Annotated in this window: 22 protein-coding genes; 7 read left to right on the top strand and 15 right to left on the bottom strand. The window is 72.3% G+C overall.

The window, feature by feature from the left end:
- Positions 1-97 precede the first annotated feature (97 nt).
- Both Q1K33_RS10840 and Q1K33_RS10835 read right to left on the bottom strand, forming a co-directional pair.
- The gene (locus Q1K33_RS10840; protein WP_300403766.1) at positions 98-520 is read right to left on the bottom strand and encodes an SRPBCC family protein; all 423 of its coding nucleotides are present in this window, start codon (positions 518-520) and stop codon (positions 98-100) included.
- A complete protein-coding gene (locus tag Q1K33_RS10835) occupies positions 517-1,416 on the bottom strand; it encodes a phosphoribosylaminoimidazolesuccinocarboxamide synthase (RefSeq protein WP_300403764.1) in 900 nt (299 codons plus the stop codon). The genes Q1K33_RS10840 and Q1K33_RS10835 overlap by 4 nt, the downstream gene beginning before the upstream one ends.
- A 112-nt stretch (positions 1,417-1,528) precedes the next feature.
- Between Q1K33_RS10835 and Q1K33_RS10830 the strand changes: the two genes are divergently transcribed.
- The 4 genes from Q1K33_RS10830 to Q1K33_RS10815 are packed head-to-tail and all read left to right on the top strand — an operon-like array spanning position 1,529 to position 4,620.
- On the top strand, positions 1,529-2,149 hold the full coding sequence (locus tag Q1K33_RS10830) for a hypothetical protein (RefSeq protein WP_300403762.1): 621 nt from the start codon (positions 1,529-1,531) through the stop codon (positions 2,147-2,149).
- A gap of 10 nt (positions 2,150-2,159) precedes the next feature.
- The gene (locus tag Q1K33_RS10825; RefSeq protein ID WP_300403760.1) at positions 2,160-2,870 is read left to right on the top strand and encodes a sigma-70 family RNA polymerase sigma factor; all 711 of its coding nucleotides are present in this window, start codon (positions 2,160-2,162) and stop codon (positions 2,868-2,870) included.
- Positions 2,867-3,130, top strand: coding sequence for a zf-HC2 domain-containing protein (locus Q1K33_RS10820; RefSeq protein WP_300403758.1), 264 nt, complete (start codon positions 2,867-2,869; stop codon positions 3,128-3,130). The genes Q1K33_RS10825 and Q1K33_RS10820 overlap by 4 nt, the downstream gene beginning before the upstream one ends.
- Entirely contained in the window at positions 3,127-4,620 is a 1,494-nt protein-coding gene (locus Q1K33_RS10815) for an FAD-dependent oxidoreductase (RefSeq protein ID WP_300403756.1), read from the top strand. Before Q1K33_RS10820 ends, Q1K33_RS10815 begins: the two co-directional genes overlap by 4 nt.
- Before the next feature lie 27 nt (positions 4,621-4,647).
- On the opposite strand, the gene Q1K33_RS10810 is transcribed toward Q1K33_RS10815, so the two are convergent.
- From Q1K33_RS10810 to Q1K33_RS10765, 10 genes are all read right to left on the bottom strand, one after another.
- Complete coding sequence (locus Q1K33_RS10810) at positions 4,648-5,292, bottom strand: TVP38/TMEM64 family protein (RefSeq protein ID WP_300403754.1); 645 nt, start codon at positions 5,290-5,292, stop codon at positions 4,648-4,650.
- Positions 5,289-6,368, bottom strand: coding sequence for an ABC transporter ATP-binding protein (locus Q1K33_RS10805; RefSeq protein WP_300403752.1), 1,080 nt, complete (start codon positions 6,366-6,368; stop codon positions 5,289-5,291). Before Q1K33_RS10805 ends, Q1K33_RS10810 begins: the two co-directional genes overlap by 4 nt.
- Positions 6,361-7,161 (bottom strand): ABC transporter permease subunit, encoded by an 801-nt coding sequence (locus Q1K33_RS10800; RefSeq protein WP_300403750.1) that lies wholly within the window; start codon positions 7,159-7,161, stop codon positions 6,361-6,363. The genes Q1K33_RS10805 and Q1K33_RS10800 overlap by 8 nt, the downstream gene beginning before the upstream one ends.
- Complete coding sequence (locus Q1K33_RS10795) at positions 7,158-8,087, bottom strand: ABC transporter permease subunit (protein WP_300403748.1); 930 nt, start codon at positions 8,085-8,087, stop codon at positions 7,158-7,160. Before Q1K33_RS10795 ends, Q1K33_RS10800 begins: the two co-directional genes overlap by 4 nt.
- A gap of 3 nt (positions 8,088-8,090) precedes the next feature.
- The gene (locus tag Q1K33_RS10790) at positions 8,091-9,344 is read right to left on the bottom strand and encodes an ABC transporter substrate-binding protein (protein WP_300403746.1); all 1,254 of its coding nucleotides are present in this window, start codon (positions 9,342-9,344) and stop codon (positions 8,091-8,093) included.
- Positions 9,341-10,003, bottom strand: a complete 663-nt coding sequence (locus Q1K33_RS10785; RefSeq protein ID WP_300403744.1) for a CDP-alcohol phosphatidyltransferase family protein — start codon at positions 10,001-10,003, stop codon at positions 9,341-9,343. The genes Q1K33_RS10790 and Q1K33_RS10785 overlap by 4 nt, the downstream gene beginning before the upstream one ends.
- A gap of 89 nt (positions 10,004-10,092) precedes the next feature.
- Positions 10,093-10,698: an antibiotic biosynthesis monooxygenase gene (locus Q1K33_RS10780; protein ID WP_300403742.1), complete on the bottom strand. Its 606-nt coding sequence runs from the start codon at positions 10,696-10,698 to the stop codon at positions 10,093-10,095.
- A 148-nt stretch (positions 10,699-10,846) separates the two neighbouring features.
- Positions 10,847-12,274 (bottom strand): adenylosuccinate lyase, encoded by a 1,428-nt coding sequence (purB, locus tag Q1K33_RS10775; RefSeq protein WP_300403740.1) that lies wholly within the window; start codon positions 12,272-12,274, stop codon positions 10,847-10,849.
- A gap of 102 nt (positions 12,275-12,376) precedes the next feature.
- Positions 12,377-13,651, bottom strand: a complete 1,275-nt coding sequence (gene purD, locus Q1K33_RS10770; RefSeq protein ID WP_300403738.1) for a phosphoribosylamine--glycine ligase — start codon at positions 13,649-13,651, stop codon at positions 12,377-12,379.
- Positions 13,652-13,730: 79 nt separating this feature from the next.
- A complete protein-coding gene (locus tag Q1K33_RS10765) occupies positions 13,731-15,029 on the bottom strand; it encodes an adenylosuccinate synthase (RefSeq protein ID WP_300403736.1) in 1,299 nt (432 codons plus the stop codon).
- A gap of 166 nt (positions 15,030-15,195) precedes the next feature.
- Here Q1K33_RS10765 and Q1K33_RS10760 point away from each other — a divergent pair, with 166 nt between their 5' ends.
- Complete coding sequence (locus tag Q1K33_RS10760; RefSeq protein ID WP_300403734.1) at positions 15,196-16,119, top strand: diacylglycerol kinase family protein; 924 nt, start codon at positions 15,196-15,198, stop codon at positions 16,117-16,119.
- Positions 16,120-16,211: 92 nt separating this feature from the next.
- The gene (gene lysS / locus Q1K33_RS10755; protein ID WP_300403732.1) at positions 16,212-17,723 is read left to right on the top strand and encodes a lysine--tRNA ligase; all 1,512 of its coding nucleotides are present in this window, start codon (positions 16,212-16,214) and stop codon (positions 17,721-17,723) included.
- Positions 17,724-17,817: 94 nt separating this feature from the next.
- Here lysS and Q1K33_RS10750 read toward each other — a convergent pair whose 3' ends face one another.
- The 3 genes from Q1K33_RS10750 to fbaA form a co-directional block, all read right to left on the bottom strand.
- Entirely contained in the window at positions 17,818-18,855 is a 1,038-nt protein-coding gene (locus Q1K33_RS10750; RefSeq protein ID WP_300403730.1) for a type IV toxin-antitoxin system AbiEi family antitoxin domain-containing protein, read from the bottom strand.
- 176 nt (positions 18,856-19,031) lie between these two features.
- Positions 19,032-19,448: a DUF3151 domain-containing protein gene (locus Q1K33_RS10745; protein WP_300403728.1), complete on the bottom strand. Its 417-nt coding sequence runs from the start codon at positions 19,446-19,448 to the stop codon at positions 19,032-19,034.
- Between the two features lie 73 nt (positions 19,449-19,521).
- Positions 19,522-20,550, bottom strand: coding sequence for a class II fructose-bisphosphate aldolase (gene fbaA / locus Q1K33_RS10740; protein WP_300403726.1), 1,029 nt, complete (start codon positions 20,548-20,550; stop codon positions 19,522-19,524).
- Between the two features lie 130 nt (positions 20,551-20,680).
- Between fbaA and Q1K33_RS10735 the strand changes: the two genes are divergently transcribed.
- On the top strand, positions 20,681-22,459 hold the full coding sequence (locus tag Q1K33_RS10735; RefSeq protein WP_300403724.1) for a M14 family zinc carboxypeptidase: 1,779 nt from the start codon (positions 20,681-20,683) through the stop codon (positions 22,457-22,459).
- Positions 22,460-22,475 lie beyond the last annotated feature (16 nt).

Genomic DNA, 22,475 nt, shown 5'->3' with positions numbered 1-22,475 from the left:
CGCGTGGGCGCCGACGGTGCGGTGCTCGGCACTGCGGGACAGCCGCCCGGGCCACCAGAACCGGCGCCCGAGCAGGTGCGGCAGGTAGCGCACCGGCTCAGTCACGACCGAGGATCGCTGCGGCACGACGCAGGTCGCCTCGCACGGCATGAGGCGCGAGACGGCCGGCGGCCAGGCCTAGCGGCCTCAGCAGCCCGGACGCGCGGACCTCCATCGCGGCCTCGACGTCGCAGGACGCGCCTGGCACTGACACGAACGTGAGCGTCAGCGTGGCCTTGAACCGGCCCCAGGTGCCGGACTCGGACCAGCGGTGTGGCCGGTCGGCGTCGGTGAGCTCCATCCGGGGCTTGATCCCGACACCCGTCACGTCGGTCCACGACTGCCCGACGACACCGTCGTCACCCATCACGTCCTCCACGCCGCGCAGGCTCGACTGCCAGGCAGCACGGTTGTCCGGCGCCACGAGGTAGTCGTAGGCGACCTCGCACGACACCGGGAACCGCACCGGCCGCGGGCTCACCAGCTCTCGCCCGTCAACAGCTCGTAGGCCTCCAGGTAGCGGCCCCGCGTGAGGGCGATGACCTCGTCCGGGAGCGGCGGGGGTGCCTCGCCGGACGAGCGGCCCCACCCGGACGAGGCCGACAGCGCCCAGTCGCGCACGATCTGCTTGTCGTAGGACGCCTGCGCGCGACCGGGCGCCCAGTGCTCGGCCGGCCAGAACCGCGACGAGTCGGGCGTGAGCACCTCGTCACCCAGCACGATCCGGCCGGCCCCGTCCGAGGTGCTGCGGCCGAACTCGAGCTTGGTGTCGGCCACGATGATCCCCTGCTCGCGGGCGATCTGCTCGGCTCGCGCGTAGACCTGGAGCGTGAGCTCGCGCAGGGCGGCCGCGTGGTCGGCGCCGACGGCTGACTCGACGGCGGCGTAGGAGACGTTCTCGTCGTGGTCTCCGAGCTCGGCCTTGGTTGCCGGCGTGAAGATCGGTTCCGGTAGGCGGCTCCCGTCCTCGAGGTCGGGCGGCAGTGCGATGCCGCACACCTCTCCGGTGGCGCGGTAGTCGAGGAGCCCGGAGCCGGTCAGGTAGCCACGCGCCACGCACTCGACGGGGTACATGTCGAGGCGCTCGCAGATGACGGCGCGGCCACGGACGTCCTCGGGCACGTCGGTGGAGACCACGTGGCTCGGCACCAGGTCGCGCAGCTGCTCGAACCACCACAGCGACATCCGGGTCAGGATCTCGCCCTTGTCGGGGATCGTGCTGTCGAGCACGAAGTCGAAGATCGAGATCCGGTCGCTGGCGACCATCAGCAGGTGGCCGGCCTGGGGGCCGTCGACGACCTCGTAGAGGTCACGCACCTTGCCGGAGTGCAGGTGCTTGGCACCCTCGAGGGGCGGGGCGGCGGGGATGTTGAGCACGCGTCGAGTCTAGGGACACCCCTGCCCACCCCGAGGTTCCTGCCCGGGGATGGCCCGCGTCAGGGAAGACCCTCGCATCGTGGGCCGATCCGGCCAGTGGCACAGTGAGCGCATGCCGGAGTCTGCCGAAGAGGTCTACGCCCGGGTCGTCGCCGCCGTCGGCGCTGACGGCCACCTGCCGATGCCCCCCTCTGGCGAGTGGGACATCTTCCCGTGGGAGGTGGTCGACGGCGCGATCGCGCCGCGCACCCTGCTCCCGCCGTCCGACGACCCCGCCCGCTCGGGCGAGAGCGACGAGAAGCCCTGCGGGGCCTGCGCCGACGGCTTCGCCGAGGACCAGGTGGTGTGGGAGGACGAGACCTGGGTCCTGACCCATGGCGGCGGACCCTCCGGACTCCCCGTCGTGCTGACCCTGCACACCCGCGAGCACCTCGACATGGGCAACCTCGACGACGACCAGGCCTCGCAGCTCGGGCGGATCACCAACCGTCTCGTCCGGATCCTGGAGAACCTCCCGGAGATCGGTCGCGTCCACGTCAACCGCTGGGGCGACGGCGGCTCGCACTTCCACCAGACGTTCTGGGCGCGCACGGCGCGGCTGACGCACGTGCTCGGCTCACCCGCGATGGAGTGGGACGACATCATCCCGCCCGGACCCGAGGACGTCTGGCGCGCCGACCTGAGCACGGTCGCGGAGAAGCTCGCCAACTGGGGCGGCGAGGCGCGGGTCTGACCCGCCGGCGATGTCCGTCGAGGAGATGAACCCCGGCGACCAGGGGAAGGATCCGAACCCGTCGCCGGGTTACCACGTCGTGGATGCCCTCGACGCTCGCGACGCCGTGGACCCGGTGACCGCCCAGACGCAACCGGATCCTGCGGGAGACCACCGGTTCGCACGGTGGGTCGAGCCCGAGATCGAGGTGCTGCTGCGTGTCGCCCACAGCCTGACCGGCTCCTGGGCTGACGCCGAGGACGTCGTCCAGGAGACCCTCATCCGCGCCTACCGCGCGATCGACGGCTTCGACGGACGCCACCCGCGGGCGTGGCTGCTGACCATCCTGCGCCGTACGCACCTCAACAGCCTGCGCCGCACCCGACCCGACCTCGTCGACCACACCTCCCTCGAACGACGTCGCCCGGCGTTCGGGCGGGCCACGGTGGCCTCCCCCGAGGACGTCGTGGACGAGGGCCTGCTCGACGGCGACATCGAGGTGGCGCTGGACGCCCTCGACCCACGGTTCCGCACGGTCGTCCTGCTCATCGACCTCAACGGACTCACCTACGCCGAGGCCGCCGACCTGCTCGACGTCCCGGTCGGGACCGTCATGTCGCGACTGAGCCGCGGCCGCGCTCGCCTGCGCAAGCAGCTCAGGGCCCGGCGTCCACGCTCCCGCAGCACGGCGGACCAGGGCCCGGACCGACCACCGGGGCCCGACCAGGAGGAGAAGCGATGAATCTGACGACCTGCTGGTGGGCGTCGCGGCGCCTCGACCGCTACCTCGACGGTGATCCGTCCGCGGTGCTGAGCAGCGCCGACGTACGCCGGGTCGAGCGGCACGCGGCCACGTGCCGGCGCTGCGCCGGCGACCTGGCCGAGCGACGCCGCCTGCGCGAGGCGCTGCACGGCCTCGACGCGCGCCGGATCACCGACCCGTCATCGCTGGAGCGCCTCGACGCCATGGCCGCGCAGCTGCGCGGCCCGGGGCCGGCGTGAGCACGCCCGGCAGCGGTACGGCCCCCGCAGCGGCCGAGTGGTCCTCCGACTCCCTCACCGCTCCCGACGCACGCCCGTGGGACTTCCTGATCGTCGGCGGCGGCACCGCCGGCCTCGTCGCCGCGCACACCGCGGCCGGGTTCGGTGCCACCACCCTCCTCGTCGAGCGCGAACGCACCGGCGGCGACTGCCTGTGGACCGGTTGCGTGCCGAGCAAGGCGCTGCTCGCCGCCGCGCACGCCGCCGGCGACGCCCGGGCCGCGGCCTCCTTGGGCGTCCACGTCGACTCGGTGTCGGTGGACTTCGGCGCGGTGATGGAGCACGTCCGCGCCTCGATCACGACCATCGAGCCGGTTGACTCCCCCGCAGCGATCCGCGCCGCCGGCGCCGCGGTCGCGCAGGGCACCGTGGTCTTCACGGGTCCCACGTCGGCGACGGTCGACGGCGTGGCCGTCACCTTCACCCAGGCGCTCGTGGCCACCGGCTCCTCCCCCGTGGTGCCCGACCTGCCCGGCCTCGCCGACGCCTCGCCCCTCACCTCCGACTCCGTGTGGTCCCTGACCGAGCTCCCAGGGAGGCTTCTGGTGCTGGGCGGCGGCCCGATCGGCTGCGAGCTCGGCCAGGCCTTCGCGAGGCTCGGCTCCTCGGTGACGATCGTCGAGGCGGCCGAGCGGTTGATCCCCGGCGAGACCCCGGCCGCGGCGGACATCCTCGCCCGCACCTTCCGCGACGACGGGATCGACGTACGGACCGGGGTCAAGCTCACCTCCGTCGACGCAGACCGTGACGGACGACGCGTGGCTCTGCTGGACGACGGCTCCGAGGTCGAGGTCGAGGTGATCCTGGTCGCGGTCGGTCGCAGCCCCCGCACGTCGTCCCTCGGCCTCGCGGCGGCCGGCGTGGCGGTCACCGACTCCGGCCACATCGAGGTCGACGAGCGCCTGCGCACCAGCAACCCCCGGATCTGGGCGGCCGGTGACCTGACCGGGTACGCCCCCTTCACCCACACGGCCGGCAACCACGGCAGCCTGGCGGCGAGCAACGCGGTCCTGGGCCTGCGCCGCACCGTGCAGCCCGACGTCATCCCCCGAGTCACCTACACCTCGCCCGAGGTCGCCTCCTTCGGTGTGGCGGCCGACTCCCGGCCGGGCCTGCGCGTGCACACCGTGCCGCACTCCGAGGTCGACCGCGCGGTGGCCGAGGGCCGCACCCGCGGCTACTCCCAGCTCGTCCTGGACCAGAAGGGTCGCGTCGTCGGCGCCTCCATCGTCGGCCCGCGCGCCGGCGAGTCCTTGGCCGAGGCGCTGCTCGCCGGGCAGCAGGGCCTCAAGGGCCGCGCGATGGCTGGCGCGATCCACGCCTACCCGACGTGGTCCGACGGCATCTGGAAGGCCTCCCTGGCCCAGGGTCGGGCCGACCTCGCGGCCACCCCGACCAAGCAGGTCACCACGGCGCTCGCCCGCGCGCGGCGGTGGTGGGTCTCGCGCTGACCCCGGCGCCGCCCGGCCCGACGGGCGTCAGCCGGTCGGGGGCCTGGGCCGACGCGAGCGCAGCAGCCCGACCACGGTGAGCAGCACCAGCGCCCCGATCGCGATCAGGAACGGCGGTGAGGTCGGCTCCGCGCCGTACGCGCCGACCGCGACGTAGACCGCCGTACCGGGGATGATCCCGAGCGCCGTGCCGAGGACGTACGGCGTCAGCGGGATCGACGTCAGCCCGAAGGCGTAGTTCGACGTGGTGAAGGGGATCAGCGGGACCATCCGCGCCAGCAGGACTGCGCCGAAGCCGTGCGCGCTGACCCGGGCGTCGAGGTCACGCACGCGCTCGCTGCTGAGCCCCTGGATGGCGTCGCGACCGAGGCTGCGGCTGATCAGGAACCCGATCGTCGAACCGATCACGGCCGCGACCAGCACCGACGCGAACGCGACCACGAACCCCAGCAGGGCACCGCCCACGATGGTCAGCACCGCGCTGGGACCGACCGGCAGCAGCGAGGCGCCGACGTAGGCGAGGATGAAGACCGGGACGGCGATCGCGCCCAACCCGTCGAGCAACGACTGCAGCTCGTCGCGACTCGGCAGCCCGATCGAGACCTGCACCACGATCGCGGTGGCGATGAGCAGGACGAAGATGCCGGCCTTGACGTACGTCGAGCGCCTCATCGCTCTGCCTCCTGCGCGAAGACGCTGCAGCGGTCCGGGTCGAGCGCCAGGGACACCCGGTCACCGACGGCCACGCGCGCGCCCAGCGGCACCCGGACCCGCAGGGGCTGACCGTCCGGCAGCGCGGTGTCGACCAGCACGTCCGAGCCGGCGAAGCGAGTGGCGGTGACGAGCGCCGGCACCTCGCCGTCGAGCCCGACGGCCTCCGGCCGCACGACGAGTACGGCGGGCCCGTGCGGCGCCGTCGTGGGCACGGTGAGTGCCCCCTCGAGCAGGCCTTGACCACGGAAGCAGCCGGCCTCGACCAGCCCGTGCACCTCGTTGGTGGCCCCGAAGAACCGAGCGGCCGCCAGCGACGGGGGCGCCGCGTAGAACGTCTCCGGCGGACCCTCTCCGGCCAGGCGACCCTCCAGCATCAGCACGATCGTGTCGGCCAGCTCGACCGCCTCGTCCTGGTCGTGGGTGACGAACAAGGTGGTCAGCTCGGCCTCGTCGTGGAGCTCGCGGACGAGAGCGCGCATCTCGGCACGCAGGTCGGCGTCGAGCTGGGAGAACGGCTCGTCGAGCAGCAGCAGACGTGGCCGCAGGACGAGCGCACGGGCCAGGGCGACCCGCTGCTCCTGACCGCCGGACAGCTCGCCGACACGACGTCGCCCCAGGCCGCCGAGGCGCACCCGCTCGAGCATCGCCTCGACCTGGGTGGCGACCTCTCGGCGTGAGGCTCGCCCCGTGCCGACCCCGGCCGGACGACGTACGCGCAGCCCGTAGGCGACGTTCTGCTCGACGGTGAGGTGCGGGAAGAGCAACGGCTTCTGGAAGACGAGCGAGACCGGGCGTCGCTCGGCCGGCACCCCCAGCAAGGACGAGCCGTCGAGCCGGACGTCCCCGGTCGTCGGGGCGAGCAGTCCGGCGACCATGGCGAGCGTCGTCGACTTGCCACAGCCCGACGGTCCGAGCAGCGCGGTGAAGGAGCCGGGCGCGAGGCTCAGGTCGAGGTCGGCCACGGCGGTGACGGCGTCGAAGCGCGCGCCGAGCCCGCTGACGTCCAAGCGTGCCGCGAGGGTGGGATCAGCCACGGGCCAACCCCATCCACGCGTCGTCGCGACCACGCAGCCGCCGGGCGACGAGGAGCACGATGAGGACCGGCGGCAGGACCACCAGGAGGCCGAGCGCTGCGGCCGCCGTACGGTCCGCGGACCCGATCGCGGCGAAGAGCAGCAGCGGCAGCGTGGTCACCTGTCCGCCGCCGATGAGCAGGGTCAGGATGTACTCGCTCCAGGAGATCAGGAAGGTCAGCAGCGCCGTCGTCACGAGCGCCGGACGCAGGAGTGGCACGGTGACGGTCAGGAACGTCCGCAGCGGCCCGGACCCCAGCGTGCGGGCCTGCCGCTCGTAGTCGACGTCGAGGTTGGCGTACGCCGCTCCCAGCAGCGTCGCGGCGTACGGCACGGTCGGCATCAGCTGGACGAGCACGACTCCGAGCACCGTGTCGGCCAGGCCGTAGCGGACGAAGAAGACCTGGATGCCGAGCGTCACCGCGAGCCCCGGCACGATCACCGGCGCCAGCAGCAGGAACTGCACGAGGCGTCGCCCGCGGAAGCGGTACAGCCCGATCGCGCGCCCGGCCGAGAGTCCGATCGCGCAGGCCAGCGCCGCCACCGTCACCGCGATCAGCAGCGACGTCGCGGTCGCGGAGACCACCTCGCCGTCGAGCACCAGGTCGAGGCCGCGGCGAGTGAGCCGGCCCGGCACGACGTCGGGGTAGCGCCACGTGCCGGCCGCGCTCCACACGACCAGCGGCAGGACGGGGAGCAGCACCGCGGCCACCAGGAGGCCGACCCCGAGGCGACCGCCCCACCGGCCGTTCACAGCGACCTCCGCGACAACCGCGAGACCAGGGTCAGGTACGCCGCCACGAGCACCAGGCTCAGCACCGCGATGATCGTCGCGACCGCCATCGCCTGGGGTCGGACGAGCAGGTCGGTGTCCTGGTAGCGCTGCAGCGCCACGACCGGCAGCGTCGCGGGGAAGCTCTGCCCGAGCAGGCGCGGGACCTCGTAGGACGCCGCCGCGAACGAGGCGACGAGCACCGACGCGGCCGCGACCGGAGGCGCGATCAGCGGGAGCGTGACCGAGGTGAAGCGCCGCCACCGCCCCGCTCCCAGGACGCGTGCTGCTCCCTCGAGGTCACGCACGTGCGGTGTCATGGAGGCCAGGGCGACGACCGCGACGAAGGGCGCCTCCTTCCACGTGTACTCCGCGATGATCCCCCAGCCGAAGGCGTCGTTGGTGAGCACCGGGAAGTCCTGCGGCCCGTCGACCAGCCCGGCGCCGGTGCCCAGCCGGGACGCGAACCCCGAGGGCGAGAGCAGCAGGCCGATGCAGAGCGCGCCCACCAGGTGGGGCACGGCCAGGGTGCTCTGGAGCAGGGTCGTCAACGGACCGCGGGCGTGGCGCCGTACGAGCAGTGCGACGGCGACGCCGAGCACGGTCGCCAGGCCGGTGGACAGGACGACGACGCGCAGGGTGAGCGTGAGCGAGGCGCGGAAGGCCGGGTCGGCGAACGTGGCGCGGTAGGCGTCGAACGACCAGTCCGTCTGCCCCAGGAAGGGCTGGCGGCCCAGGCTCTGCAGCACCGCCTGGGCCACCCCGCCGACGAAGAAGACGCCGACCACCAGGAGTGCGGGGCTCAGCAGGAGGAGGGGTCGCAGGCGCTCCGGGACACCACGACGTACGGCGTGCTGCCGCGTCGTGGGTCCGGTCGAGACCACTGGCTGGCTCACGGGCAGGCTCACGCGCTACTTCTGCTGGACCTCGGCGACCCAGCCGTCCTCGATGGCGCTGAGGTAGGCGCTGGCCAGCTCCGGGCGGGCGTCGGCGAGCAGCTCGGCGAGGGGCAGGACCGAGGGACTGGTCTCGACGGCGGCGAAGGCGTCCTGCACTCCCTGCGGCGTGGTGGCGACGTCGATCGCCGGGTAGACGCCGGCGGCCTCGAAGAGCGCGAGCTGGACCTCGGGCTCCTGCAGGACGTTGGCCAGGACCAGGGCGCCGGCCTGGTGGGCGGCGTTGGCGGGAATCGTCACGAAGCTGACGTTGGAGATGTTGCCGACGCTCGGGACCGCCTCGCGGGTGGACTCGGGGTAGAGACCGTCGGCGACCTTGGTGCCGACGGCGCCGGGCCCGTAGGTGAAGAACGCGCTGATCTCCCCGTCGGAGTAGAGCTTCTCGATGTCGTCCTGGCTCTGCGGGTAGGTCTCCCCGCCGCGCCACAGGCTGGGCTCGATCTCGTTGAGCCGCTCGAAGGTCGCGGCGGTGGCGTCGGTGAACGCCTCCGAGGACGTGTCCGGCTCGCCCTCGAGCAGGCTGTCCGGGCCACCGATCGTGTCGTAGAGAACCGTGCGCACGGCCATCGACCCGAAGAAGTCGGGCGGGGCCGGGTAGGCGAGCCGGCCGGGGTTGGCCTCGGCCCAGGCGAAGAGCGAGTCCACGCTCTCCACGTCCGCGTCGTCGAGCACCGCGGAGTCGTAGACCAGGGCCGAGTTGGCCTGCTGCCAGGCGGCCTCGCAGCCATCGACCGGCGTGCCGAAGTCGGTGGCGACCTCGGGCGCGTCGAGGTCGACGTACTGGGCGTTGGGGAGGTCCTGCGACCAGCCGCAGCGCCAGAGGTCGGCCTGGACGCCGGTGGCGAAGTTCTCGCCGTTGATCCAGATCGCGTCGACCGAGCCGCCGTCGGTGCGCCCGGCCTGCTTCTCGCCGAGGACCTTGTTGACCGCCTCGGCCGTGTCGTCGATGCGCACCTGGTCCAGGGTCACGCCGAGGTCGGCGAGCCGAGGCGTGACGACGTCGTCGACGAAGGCGTTGAGCGTGTCGTCGCCGCCGTACATGTACCAGTTGACGCTCTGCCCGTCGGCCTCGGCGAGCACCGCGTCCCAGTCGGACGACGGCGCGGTCTCCTCGCCGACGGCGGAGTCGTCGCCTCCGCACCCGGCGAGGACGAGGAGGGCCGCCAGGCCGCTCAGGACGGCGCTCCGGCGGCGGGTGGGGCGGGTCATCGGTGCTCCTCGGTAGGGGTGTGGATCGGGCCGGACCCGTGGGACGGGTGCGCGCGCAGGAGGTGGACGCCCAGGGCGACGCGCTGGACGGCGGTGATCGCGACCGCGGCCGCGAACACCCAGGCGATGGGCTCGAGGTGCTGGGGCAGCAGGCAGATCAGCACGTAGGCGAGCACGGTCTCGGTGCCCTCGGCCAGGCCGCCCACGAAGAGCAGCGACCGTCCGTCGGAGTAGTCGGCGCGCGCGGCCTCGTCGCGCTTCTCCAGCACCGACGAGAGCGCGAGGAAGGCGGTGCCCGACAGGTAGTAGGTGCCCAGCAGCACCAGGCACGCCACGCGGGCGTCCGGCTCGGCGACGGCGGCGGCCACGACGAACCCGCCGTAGATGCTGAAGTCGGCGACGATGTCGAGGAAGCCGCCCAGGTCGGTGGAGCCGGTACGGCGAGCCAGCGGCCCGTCGAGGCCGTCCAGGACGCGGTTGAGCAGCCACCCGACCAGCGCCAGGTGCCAGTGGCTGGTCGCGGCAGCGACGCACGCGGCAACGCCGACCAGCCACCCGGCGACCGTCAGGCCGGTCGCGCTGCAGCCGAGGCGCTGGAGCGTCGCGGCGGCCGCGTCGAGGGACGGCCCGAGCGCACGGCGTACGGGCGCGTCGAGCATGGGACCTCCGGGTGGGCGAGTCGTGCGGTCACCGACGAAACCCGGTGGAAGCGCCCGGACCTTCCCGCGACCGCCGGGAATCTCGCAGCCTACGAGGCGGAGGCCGCCTGCGCCTTACGACGCCACGGCGCGGGCTGCCCCTGCAGCCACCACTGCATCGTGCGCGTGATCCAGGGCAGAGCCACGTAGGTCATCACGGGCGTCATCACGAGCACGGTGAGCAGCACCCGCAGCGGCAGGAACAGGTCGCCGACCAGCTCGCCGCCCAACCAGTTGGCGGCCACGCTGAGCGGGAAGAAGACGAGGAAGATCGTGCAGGCCTGCTTCCAGCGCGGTGGCGGTGCGGGAGCCGGGGCCGCGCCCTCGACGACCAGCGTCGACTGCGGCACGTCGAACCAGCCCTCGATCCCGGTCCGCTTCTCGACCCGCGCCTCGACCACCCCGAGCCCCGAGGCCGAGGCCCGCCACCAGGCGCGCTGCGAGGAGTGCTCCCACTGCTGCAGTGAGTCGTGGTCGGCGAAGCGGTAGAGCATGTGCCACTCCGTCGAGGCCGCCTCGGGACGCACCCACCCGGCTCCGAGGAAGCCGGGGAAGCGCTCGGCCAGGTGGATGCCGGCGTTGAGCCAGCTCATCATCTCGGCCTCGTGGCCGGGCTCGAGCTGGCGGGTGATCGCGACGGTGACGGGATCGCTCATCGACCCATCCTGGGGCCGGACTGCCCGGGAGCACAGTCGCGCCCCACCTTCCTGTCGCGCCCTTCCGGGCCCTGCCCCGCCCTGCGGCCTGGTGCGTGGCGGGTCTCACACCGCGCGGGACTGCTGGCCGGGGACGGGCCGACGACCCTCAGAGGATGGCGCCCGGCGCGTACGACGCCGCCTCGGGGTAGCGCTCGGCGAGCTCGGCCACGGCGCGGCACACCGCCTGGGTCTGGGCGACGGCGGCGCCGGTGAAGGCGATCGGCTCGGCGACCAGGGCAGCCAGCTGGTCCTGGGTGAGCCCGAGGCGTGCGTCGGCGGCCAGCTTGGCGAAGACGTCGTTCTCGGCCTGGCCCTGGCGCATCGCCAGCGCCGTGCCGACGGCCGCCTCCTTGATCGCCTCGTGCGCGGACTCGCGCCCCACGCCGTTGCGCACCGCGCTCATCAGCACCTTGGTGGTCGCCAGGTAGGGCAGGTAGCGGTCGAGCTCGCGCTGGATCACGGCCGGGAACGCGCCGAACTCGTCCAGCACCGTCAGGAACGTCTGGAAGAGCCCGTCGGCGGCGAAGAACGCATCCGGCAGGGCGACCCGTCGTACGACGGAGCAGGAGACGTCGCCCTCGTTCCACTGGTCGCCGGCGAGCTCGCCGACCATCGAGAGGTAGCCGCGGGTGACGACCGCGAGGCCGTTGACCCGCTCGCAGGAGCGGGTGTTCATCTTGTGCGGCATCGCCGAGGAGCCGACCTGGCCCTCCTTGAAGCCCTCGGTGACGATCTCGTTGCCGGCCATCAGCCGGATCGTGGTCGCCAGGTTGCTCGGGGCCGCCACCAGCTGGACGACGGCGGAGAGCACGTCGAAGTCCAGGCTGCGCGGGTAGACCTGGCCGACGCTGGTCAGCACCCGCTCGAACCCGAGGTGGGCGGCGACTCTGTGCTCGAGGCCGGCGAGCTTGGACTCGTCGCCGTCGAGGAGGTCGAGCATGTCCTGGGCGGTGCCCATCGGGCCCTTGATCCCGCGCAGCGGGTAGCGCGCGAGCAGTTGCTCGATCCGCTCGACGCCGATCATCAGCTCGTCGGCGACGGTCGCGAAGCGCTTGCCGAGCGTGGTGGCCTGGGCGGCGACGTTGTGGGAGCGACCGGCCATCACGGTGGTCTCGTGCTCGGCGGCCAGGCGGGCGAGCCGCGTGAGGGTCGCGACGGCGCGGTCGCGGAGGAGCTCGAGGGACTGCTTGAGCTGGAGCTGCTCGACGTTCTCGGTGAGGTCGCGGCTCGTCATCCCCTTGTGGATGTGCTCGTGCCCGGCGAGGTCGGAGAACTCCTCGATCCGGGCCTTCACGTCATGGCGGGTGATCCGCTCGCGCGCGGCGATCGAGTCGAGGTCGACCTTGTCCACGACGGCCTCGTAGGCCTCCACGACCCCGTCGGGCACGTCGATGCCGAGGTCGCGCTGCGCCTTGAGCACGGCGATCCAGAGGTGCCGCTCGAGGACGATCTTGTGCTCGGGCGACCAGATCTCGGCGAGGTCGGCTCCGGCGTAGCGGCTGGCCAGGACATTCGGGACGTGGTGGACGGTCACTCCGCGATTGTCCCGCGGATGTCGGTGAGTGACGAAATGGCCCCGGATGGTGGTCCGCAGGGGCCACTTCGTCACCTGGGATCGCTGAGTCGACGGCTACTACTACGCGCTGCTGGCCGACGAGTGGAGCGCGATGTCCGAGCGCGACTGAGCGCCGTCGAAGGCGATCCGCGCGACGCCGTCGTACGCCGCTGCGCGGGCGGCGGCGATGTCGTCGCCGGTCGCGATCACGGCCAGGACGCGTCCCCCGGCGGTCACCAGGTCGTCGCCGGCCGGCCCGCCGAGCGCCGTACCGGCGTGGATGACGTGCACGTCGGGCAGCGCGTCGGCCGCCTCGACCCCGGTGATGACGTCGCCGGAGGACGACGACTCGGGGTAGCCCTTGCTGGCCATCACGACTGCCACGGCTGCGCCCGGCTTCCAGCGCGGCGGCTCCACCTCGCCCAGGCGGCCGGTGGCGGCGCCGAGCAGCAGGGGCGAGAGCGGCGAGTCGAGCAGCGCCATCAGGGGCTGCGTCTCCGGATCGCCGAAGCGGGCGTTGAACTCGATGACGCGGATGCCGCGCGAGGTGAGTGCGAGGCCGGCGTACAGCAGCCCGGTGAAGGGCGTGCCGCGCCTGGCCATCTCGTCGACGGTCGGCTGCAGCACGTCGCGCAGCACCTCCTCGACCAGGTCGACAGGTGCCCACAGGAGTGGGGTGTAGGCGCCCATGCCCCCGGTGTTGGGGCCGGCGTCGCCGTCGAAGATCCGCTTGAAGTCCTGGGCGGGCTGCAGGGGGTAGACCGTCGCGCCGTCGGCCTCGCTCCAGCTGCAGAGCGCGAAGAGCGAGACCTCGGGCCCGTCGAGGAACTCCTCGATCACGACCCGCTCGCACGCCGCCGCGTGGGCCAGCGCCTCGGCCCGGTCGTCGGTGACCACGACCCCCTTGCCAGCCGCGAGCCCGTCGTCCTTGACGACGTACGTCGGCCCGAACTCGTCGAGCGCGGCCGCGGCCTCCTCGGGCGTGGTGCAGGTGTGGGCTCGCGCGGTCGGCACCCCGGCTGCTGCCATCACGTCCTTGGCGAACGTCTTCGACCCCTCCAGCTGCGCCGCCTCGCCGCTCGGCCCGAAGACCGGGATCCCGCGTGCGGCGACGGCGTCGGCGACGCCGGCCACCAGGGGTGCCTCGGGCCCCACGACGACCAGCCCGGCGCCGAGCCGCTCGGCGAGGTCGGCCACGGCCTCGCCGTCGAGCGGGTCCACCGGGTGCAGGGTCGCGACGGCGGCGATGCCCGGGTTGCCGGGCGCCGCGTGCACCTCGGTGACGCCGGGGTCCAGGGACAGGGCGCGGGCCAGGGCGTGCTCGCGCCCGCCGGTGCCGATCACGAGGGTCTTCACGTCGGCTGATCCTACGGAGGAGCGGGCTGGCGTGGGCGGGGGGTTCTCAGGGGTCTCCTGACGTCGCTCCGCCGATCCCTCAGAGCAGCTCGTGGCGCACGATCGTGGCCGCGCGCGACGGGCCGACGCCGATCACGGAGATCCGCGAGCCCGACATCTTCTCGACGGCCTCGACGTAGGCCTGCGCGTTGACGGGCAGCTCCTCGAAGGTGCGGCACTCGGAGATGTCCTCCCACCAGCCGGGGAGGTGCTCGAAGATCGGCACGGCGTGGTGGAAGTCGGACTGGTTGACCGGCATCTCGTCGTGGCGCACCCCGTTGACGTCGTAGGCCACGCAGACCGGCACCTGCTCGAGGCCGGTGAGCACGTCGAGCTTGGTGAGCACGAAGTCGGTGACCCCGTTGACGCGCGCGGCGTAGCGGGCGATGACGGCGTCGTACCAGCCGCAGCGGCGCGGTCGACCGGTGGTGGTGCCGTACTCCGCGCCGACCTTGCGCAGGTGCTCGCCGGCGTCGTCGTGCAGTTCGGTGGGGAACGGACCCTCGCCGACGCGGGTCGTGTAGGCCTTGACGATGCCGATGACCTGGTCGAGGCGCATCGGCGGGATGCCCGAGCCGGTGCAGGCGCCGCCGGCGGTCGCCGAGGACGACGTCACGAAGGGGTAGGTGCCGTGGTCGACGTCGAGCAGCGTGGCCTGGCCGGCCTCGAGCAGCACGATGTCACCGTCGTCGAGGGCCTCGTTGAGGAACAGTCCGGTGTCGCAGACCATCGGGCGCAGCCGCTCGGCGTGGGTGAGCAGCTCGGCGACGATCTCCTCGACCTCGGCGGCGCGCCGGTTGTAGACCTTGGTGAGGATCTGGTTCTTCAGCTCCAGCGCTCCGGTGACCTTGGCGGTGAGGATCTTCTCGTCGAAGAGGTCCTGGACCCGGATGCCGATGCGGTTCATCTTGTCGGCGTACGTCGGTCCGATGCCGCGCCCGGTGGTGCCCAGGCGGCGCGAGCCGAGGAATCGCTCGGTCACCTTGTCCAGGGCCCGGTTGTAGCTCGGGATGACGTGTGCGCTCGCGCTGATCTTGAGCTTGGAGGTGTCGACGCCGCGGGCCTCGAGGCCGTCGATCTCCTCGAAGAGGACGTCGATGTCGACCACCACGCCGTTGCCGATGACCGGGGTGCAGTTGGGGCTGAGGATGCCGCTGGGCAGCAGGTGCAGCGCGTACTTCTCGCTGCTGCCGTCGGGCTGGCCGATCACCACCGTGTGGCCTGCGTTGTTGCCGCCGTTGAACTTCACGACGTGGTCGACGCGGCTGCCGAGCAGGTCGGTGGCCTTGCCCTTGCCCTCGTCGCCCCACTGGGCCCCGATGATCGCGATCGCCGGCATCGTCACTCCATTGGCATCTCGTGGTGGGCTTGCGCCCCAGACGTGCAAGGACCCCGGCACAACAGCACCGGGGCTCTTGCGACCCCACGCTACCAACTGCGGGTCCTCGCCACCGAACCGTCGTTGCGCCCGCGTCGCGCCAGGAGGGCCGGATAGGGTCACCGGCATGTCAGAACCGCTGCTCGTCATCACCAACAGCGGCGCCGGCACCGCCGACGAGGAGTCGCTCGAGGTGGCACTTGCCGTGCTGCGCGAGACCACGTCCGTCGAGGTGCAGGCGACCGGGGACCCCGGTGAGCTCGACGGCGTGCTGCACCGGGCCGGCTCGCGCCGCATCGTCGTGGCCGGCGGCGACGGCAGCATCCACGCGGTCGTCGCGGCCCTCTACCGCCGCCACGAGCTGGAGGGGACGACCCTGGGGCTGCTGCCGCTGGGCACCGGCAACGACTTCGCCCGCAGCACCGGCATCCCGCTCGACGTCGAGGAGGCTGCCCGCGTGCTGGTGAGCGGGTCGCCCACCCCGATGGACCTGCTCATCGACGAGGTCGGCGAGATCGTGGTCAACCACGTGCACGTGGGCGCGGGGGCCGCCGCCAGCCGGAGATCGCACCGCTGGAAGGAACGCCTCGGCGCGGTCGGCTACGAGAAGGTCAACCTCGGCAGACTGGGCTACCCGATCGGGGCGGCGATCACCGCCTGGAACCCGCCCGTCGTACGGCTGCGGGTCGAGGTCGACGGCGAGGTCGTCTCCGACTTCGACACCCCCGTGCTGCAGGTCGCCATCGGCAACGGCGCCTCGGTCGGCGGCGGGACCGAGCTCACCCCCGGCGCGGACCCCGGCGACGGCAGGGCCGACGTGATGATCTCGCTGGCGACCGGCCCGATCTCGCGGTTGATCTACGCCGGACGCCTGAGCCTCGGCAGCCACCCCGACCACTCCGACGTGATCTCGCTGCGTGCCTCGCAGGTCACCGTCAGCGGCGAGGAGTTCTGGATCAGCGCGGACGGCGAGATCAGCGGCCCCGAACGGCACCGGTCGTGGCGGCTGCAGCGCGCGGCGTACTCGCTGGTGCTGCCGGGCGAGGCCTGAGCGGAGTCTCCGGTCGTCCTCGACCGCCGCGCGGTCGCCGTACCCGGAATCCGATGTGCCCCAACCCCACCAGCGTGGATAGCCTGCGACGCATGACCACGCCCGACGCCGCCGCACCCGACTCCCCCGAGGACGACCTGTCCCAGGAGGCGGTCCGCCGCGAGAAGCGGGCCCGGCTGCTCGACGAGGGCCACGAGCCCTACCCGGTCGTGGTCGCCCGCACGCACTCCCTGGCCGCCGTGCGCGAGCAGTGGGACCACCTCGAGACCGGCGAGGAGACCCAGGACGTGGTCGGCGTCGCGGGCCGCGTGATGTTCGTCCGCAACACCGGCAAGCTCTGCTTCGCGACCCTGCAGGAGGGCATCGGCACGCGCCTCCAGGTGATGATCAGCCTGGCCGAGGTGGGCGACGAGGCGCTGGAGCAGTGGAAGCGCTCGGTCGACCTGGGTGACCACGTCTTCGTCGAGGGTCGCGTCATCTCCTCGCGCCGCGGCGAGCTGTCGGTGATGGCGACGCGGTGGCAGATGGCGTCCAAGGCACTGCGTCCCCTGCCGGTCCTCCACAAGGAGCTCTCCGAGGAGGCTCGGGTCCGTCAGCGGTACGCCGACCTGATCGTGCGCCAGGAGGCGCGCGACATGGTGCGCACCCGCTCGGCCATCACGCGCGCCGTACGGACGACCCTCGAGACGGCCGGCTACCTGGAGATCGAGACGCCGGTGCTGCAGCTGATCCACGGCGGCGCGGCGGCGCGGCCGTTTCGCACCCACATGAACGCGTTCAGCCAGGAGATGACCCTGCGCATCGCGCTCGAGCTCAACCTCAAGAAGGCCGTCGTCGGGGGCGTCGACCAGGTCTTCGAGATGGGCCGAATCTTCCGCAACGAGGGTGTCGACTCCACGCACTCCCCCGAGTTCACGATGCTCGAGGTCTACCAGGCCTACGGCGACCAGCACACCATGGCCGCGCTGATGCGCGAGATGTTCCTCGCAGCCGCCGACGCGGTCGGGTCACGGGTCGTCGAGACGCCGGCCGGAGCCGTCGATCTCGACGCCGAGTGGACCTGGCTCCCGGTGTACGACGGCGTCTCGGCCGCCGTCGGCGAGACGATCACCCTGGAGACGCCCGCGGCGCGGCTGCGCGAGCTGTTGGAGCGCCACGAGGTCGAGTTCGACCCCGCCTGGGGTGCCGAGAAGCTCGTGCTCGAGCTCCTCTCCGAGCTCGTCGAGCCGACGCTGCTGCAGCCGACGTTCCTGTGCGACTACCCGCCGTCGGCGCAGCCGTTGGCCCGCCCCCACCGCTCCAAGCCCGGCCTGATCGAGGCCTGGGACCTGATCATCGGCGGCGTCGAGCGCGGTACGGCGTTCAGCGAGCTCGTCGACCCCGTCGTACAGCGAAGCGTGCTCGAGGAGCAGTCGCTCCTCGCGGCTGGCGGCGACCCCGAGGCCATGCAGCTCGACGAGGACTTCCTGCGGGCCCTGGAGTACGGCGCCCCGCCGATGGGCGGCCTCGGCCTCGGCATCGACCGGATGATCATGCTCTTCACCGGCGCCGGCATCCGCGAGACCATCCTCTTCCCGCACCTGCGCGCCGAGGTGCGGGGGTAGGTCGGGGCATGTTACTGACCGCTGTGACTACTACCTGACGGTTGTAACCGCTGGGTAGTAGTCACAGCGGTCAGTAACATCCGAGCGACGCCGATCAGCCGGCCCGGTCACGCTTGCCGAACCTGGCCCTCAGCTCGGCGGCCTGGATGGCGAGACGTGGGTGGAGGTCGGCACCGAAGCGATCGCAGCTCACGTCGTGCTCGGCGCGGAGTCGCCTCAGCGCGGCCGCCCGTCGATCGCCCCAGAAGTCTTGGTAGAGGATCTCCGACACACCCAGACCCTCGACCCGGATCAAGCGGGAGCGCTTCTTCTCCTCCCACACGACCTCGGTGATCGGTCTCTCGGCGACGCCGCCCGAGCTGCTTGGCGTGTACTTGATCTTCCCCTGCACCTCGAAGACGTGGTTGCCGATCCTGAGGTCGCACCAGACCGGCCTGCCCTCGAGGAGCAGCGGGAACTGTACGTCGACCTCGCCCACCCCGAGCTCCTCGACGAGGTCGCGCCCCAGGGTCTCCGCCGCCGACTCGGCGCGAGGGTCAGCACGCTCGACCGCCGCCCGTACGTCGATCACACCCGGCCAATGGCTCATCGGCAGGTAGGCCTCGATCAGGGCGCTGCGGGGGACTCCCTGCCGCAGCGCCCAGTCGCAGGCGACGAGCCCAGCGAGCTCTCCGTGCTCGCGAGCGATGTCGACCGCCGTACGCGCGATCGAGAGGTGGCGATAGCCCGCCTCGGAGGTCTGCAGCTGACCCGGTGCGAAGCGACCGTAGTGATGGGCGACCCCCGCCCTCGTCCAGGCCGCACCGAAGCCCGGTCGGGTCAGGTGCACCAGACTCACCCGCGGGTCGATCAGCGGCATCCCCAGTTCCAGAGCCGCCGAGTCGTGGCTCAACACCCAGCTGTGATGCTTGGCGAGCAACGTCGCACGGACTCGTAGGAGCGGCAGCCCCCGGAAGTCGTCGAGGGCAGCGTGCAGCTCGCCATCGGCATACACACCGCGCAGCATCCAGACCAGCGCCCCGGTGTCCAGCAGCTGCTTGATGCGTGAGGGAGGCAGCCCCCGGTCCAGCGCTTGAGTCCGTGTCACGAGACCTCCCTGGGAGGCCAGTACCTGGGCGAGACGTGCGTACATGAGTGGCACCGTGCCGCGAACACGGACCCGGCAAACAGCCCACGCGGCTGCCTGTGGACAAGCCCGTACGCCACGCCGGACGAGCCGCTGCATGTTACTGACCGCTGTGGCTACTGCCCAGCGCTTACAACAGTCAGGTAGTAGGCACAGCGGTCAGTAACATCCGCCCCGGCGCCTCAGCCCATCAGCTGGTCGTACGCCGTCGGGCTGGAGTCGCGCAGGAACTCCGAGCACCGCTCCCACTCGTCGTCCTCCCCGATCGAGCGCGCCGCCTTGGCCAGGAGCGAGAGGCAGACCAGGAAGCCGCGGTTGCCCTCGTGCTCCCACGGGACCGGACCGTGTCCCTTCCAGCCGTTGCGGCGCAGCATGTCGAGGGAGCGGTGGTAGCCGACGCGGGAGTAGGCGTAGACGATGACCGGGTCGCTCTGAGCGGCGGCGGCCTCGGAGGCCAGCGCTGCCCAGGCGATCGGCGACGCCGGGAACTCGCGTACGGCGTCGACCGGGCTCGTGCCGGAGGACAGCGCGTCCGAGGCCGGGTCGTGGGGAAGGTGGGTGGGCGGGGGGCCCGCCATCAGGTCGCCGAAGGAACTCATGCGCCCATCATGACCCGAGCCGCGCGGACTCCGCGCGCGGGGCGGCCACAGCGGCGGATGGTCCGCCGAGCGATCAGACCTTCTTGCCGGCCGAGCGGAGGTTCTCGCAGGCCTCGACGACGCGCGCCGACATCCCGGCCTCGGCCGCCTTGCCCCAGGCGCGGGGGTCGTACATCTTCTTGTTGCCGACCTCGCCGTCGATCTTCAGCACCCCGTCGTAGTTGGCCAGCATGTGGCCGGCGACCGGGCGGGTGAAGGCGTACTGGGTGTCGGTGTCGACGTTCATCTTGATGACGCCGTAGTCGACGGCCGCACCGATCTCCTCGGGCGAGGAGCCGGAGCCGCCGTGGAAGACCAGGTCGAAGGGCTTCGAGCCGGCGGCGAGGCCGAGCTGGTCGACGACGGCCTCCTGGGCGGCCTTGAGGATCTCGGGGCGCAGCTTGACGTTGCCCGGCTTGTAGACGCCGTGCACGTTGCCGAAGGTCAGCGCCGCCAGGTAGCGGCCGTTCTCGCCGGTGCCGAGTGCCTCGACGGTGGCCAGGGCGTCCTCGGGCGTCGAGTAGAGCTGCTCGCCGCCGCCACCCTCGACGCCGTCCTCCTCGCCGCCGACGACGCCGATCTCGACCTCGAGGATGATGTGCGCCGCCTTGGCCTTGGCCAGCAGCTCGACGGCGATCTCGAGGTTCTCCTCCAGCGGCACGGCCGAGCCGTCCCACATGTGCGACTGGAACAGCGGCGCCTCGCCACGGGCCACGCGCTCGGCGGAGATGTCGAGCAAGGGGCGCACGAACCCGTCGAGCTTGTCCTTGGGGCAGTGGTCGGTGTGCAGCGCGATCTGGACGTCGTAGTGCTTGGCGACCTCGGCGGCGTAGGCGGCGAAGGCCAGCGAGCCGGTCACCATGTTCTTCACCGACGGTCCGGAGAGGTACTCCGCACCCCCGGTCGAGACCTGGATGATGCCGTCGGAGCCGGCGTCGGCGAAGCCCTTGAGCGCCGCGTTCAGCGTCTGCGACGACGACACGTTGATGGCCGGGAACGCGAAGGCTCCGGCCTTCGCCGCGTCCAGCATCTCGGCGTACTTCTCGGGGGTGGCGATGGGCATCAGCTGGCTCCTCGAAAGCGGCGGCGGTCTCGGTGGCACACCTTAGGACATCTCGACGCCGGCCCGGCGGGTGTGCCAATGTCACACGGCCCGGCCGTGACCACGGCCCGGCCCCGGTCGTTGCCCCGTCATGAGATCCCGCCGCCTCGCCCTGCTCACGGCCGCCGCGTGCGCTGCGCTCGTGCTGCCGCTCACCACGGCCGCGGCGGAGACCCCCGACCCCGCGAGCCCCTCCGACCCGGGCACCCCAGGCGCCGGCGCGCTGTTCTCCCCCCAGCTCGTCACGGTCCGTACGCCGAGCAGCGCGGCCCGCGCGGTGCTCGCGGGCCTGGGGCTCGACGGCACCGAGCACGCCGACCGCGACGTCGCCACCGTCGTCCTGCACACCGAGGCACAGCGCGACGCCCTGGCCGCCAGCGGCCTGACCACCCGCGTCGACATCGCCGACCTCTTCCTCCGCGAGGCCCGCAACAACCTCGCGAACGCCGCCTACGCCGCCCGCACGAAGCGCTCACCCCTGCCGAGCGGCCGCGACACCTACCGCACGCTGAGCGACTACGAGTCGGAGATGCGGACGCTCGCGCGCCGGCACCGCGGCCTGGTCAAGCGGATCACGCTGCCGCACGTCACCCTCGACGGCCACGCCGTCCACGGCCTGGAGATCGGCCACCGCGTCCGCCGGGCGGCCAGCGGGCAACCCACGCTGCTCATGGTCGGACTGCACCACGCGCGGGAGTGGCCCTCAGGCGAGCACACGATGGAGTTCGCCTACGACCTGGTCCGGGGCTTCGGCTCCGACAAGCAGGTCACCCGGCTGCTCGGGAAGGTCCGAGTCGTCATCGTGCCGGTGGTCAACGTCGACGGCTTCGACCTCTCCCGCACGTCGGGCGGACTGATCGACCTGAACGTGCTCAACCCGCTCGACCCCTCCGACCAGGTCCTGCCGATCGCCACGCAGCTGACCCCGGGCTTCGCCTACCTGCGCAAGAACTGCCGCCTCGTCGACGGCGTCGACACCCCGGACGGCACCTGCGCCGCCCAGCTCTCCACCCCGGCGGGCTTCAGCCTCGGGGTCGACCTCAACCGCAACTACGGGATGTGGTGGAGCGGACCGGGCTCCGCAGCCGCTCTCCCCGACGCCCAGGCGTTCACAGCAGGGATCGTGGACCCGCGCTACCACGGCGCGTCGGCGTTCTCCGAGCCCGAGACCCGCAACGTGCGCAGCCTGGTGCTCGGGCGCCCTGTCACGACCCTGATCACCAACCACACCTCGGGCAACCTCGTGCTCTGGCCCTTCTCGGGGGCTCCCGACAACGTGTCCGAGACCGGCCGCCGCGTCGGCATCGCCCGAGACGACCAGGCCCTGGCCGAGCTGGGCAAGCGGTTCGCGAGGCAGAACGGCTACACCCCGCAACGCAGCTACGCCCTCTACGACGGGATGGGCACCACGGAGGACTGGGCCTACGGCGCCACCGGCACCTTCGGCTACACGTTCGAGATCGGGCCGACCGAGTTCCACCCGCCGTTCGAGGACGTCGTCGACCAGTACGTCGGGACCGGGCGGTACGCCGGCAAGGGCAACCGCGCAGCGTACCTCCTCGCCCTGAAGCATGCCGCCGACGCCGGCAGCCACTCCGTGATCGCCGGACGCGCCCCCGCCGGCGCCCGGCTCGTCCTGACCCGCAATGCCGACACCCCGACCTGGGGCGGCACCAGCAGGGCCCGGTACCGCATCTCGATGCGCGTGCCGCGCTCCGGCCGCTTCGCCTGGCACGTCAACCCGTCGACGCGTCCGATCGTCCAGGGCCGGGAGCGCTACCGACTCGAGGTCCGTGCGGGAGGTCGGCGTCTCGGCAAGCGGCAGGTGCTCGTCGAGCGCGGCGAGCGGGTCCGGCTCGACCTGCGCTGACCCGGCGACCTCCCCA

The organism is Nocardioides sp., from assembly GCF_029937575.1.
GTDB lineage: Bacteria > Actinomycetota > Actinomycetes > Propionibacteriales > Nocardioidaceae > Nocardioides.
Note: the sequence above shows the minus strand (reverse complement) of the source record. Positions and strands in the feature narration are given on the sequence as shown.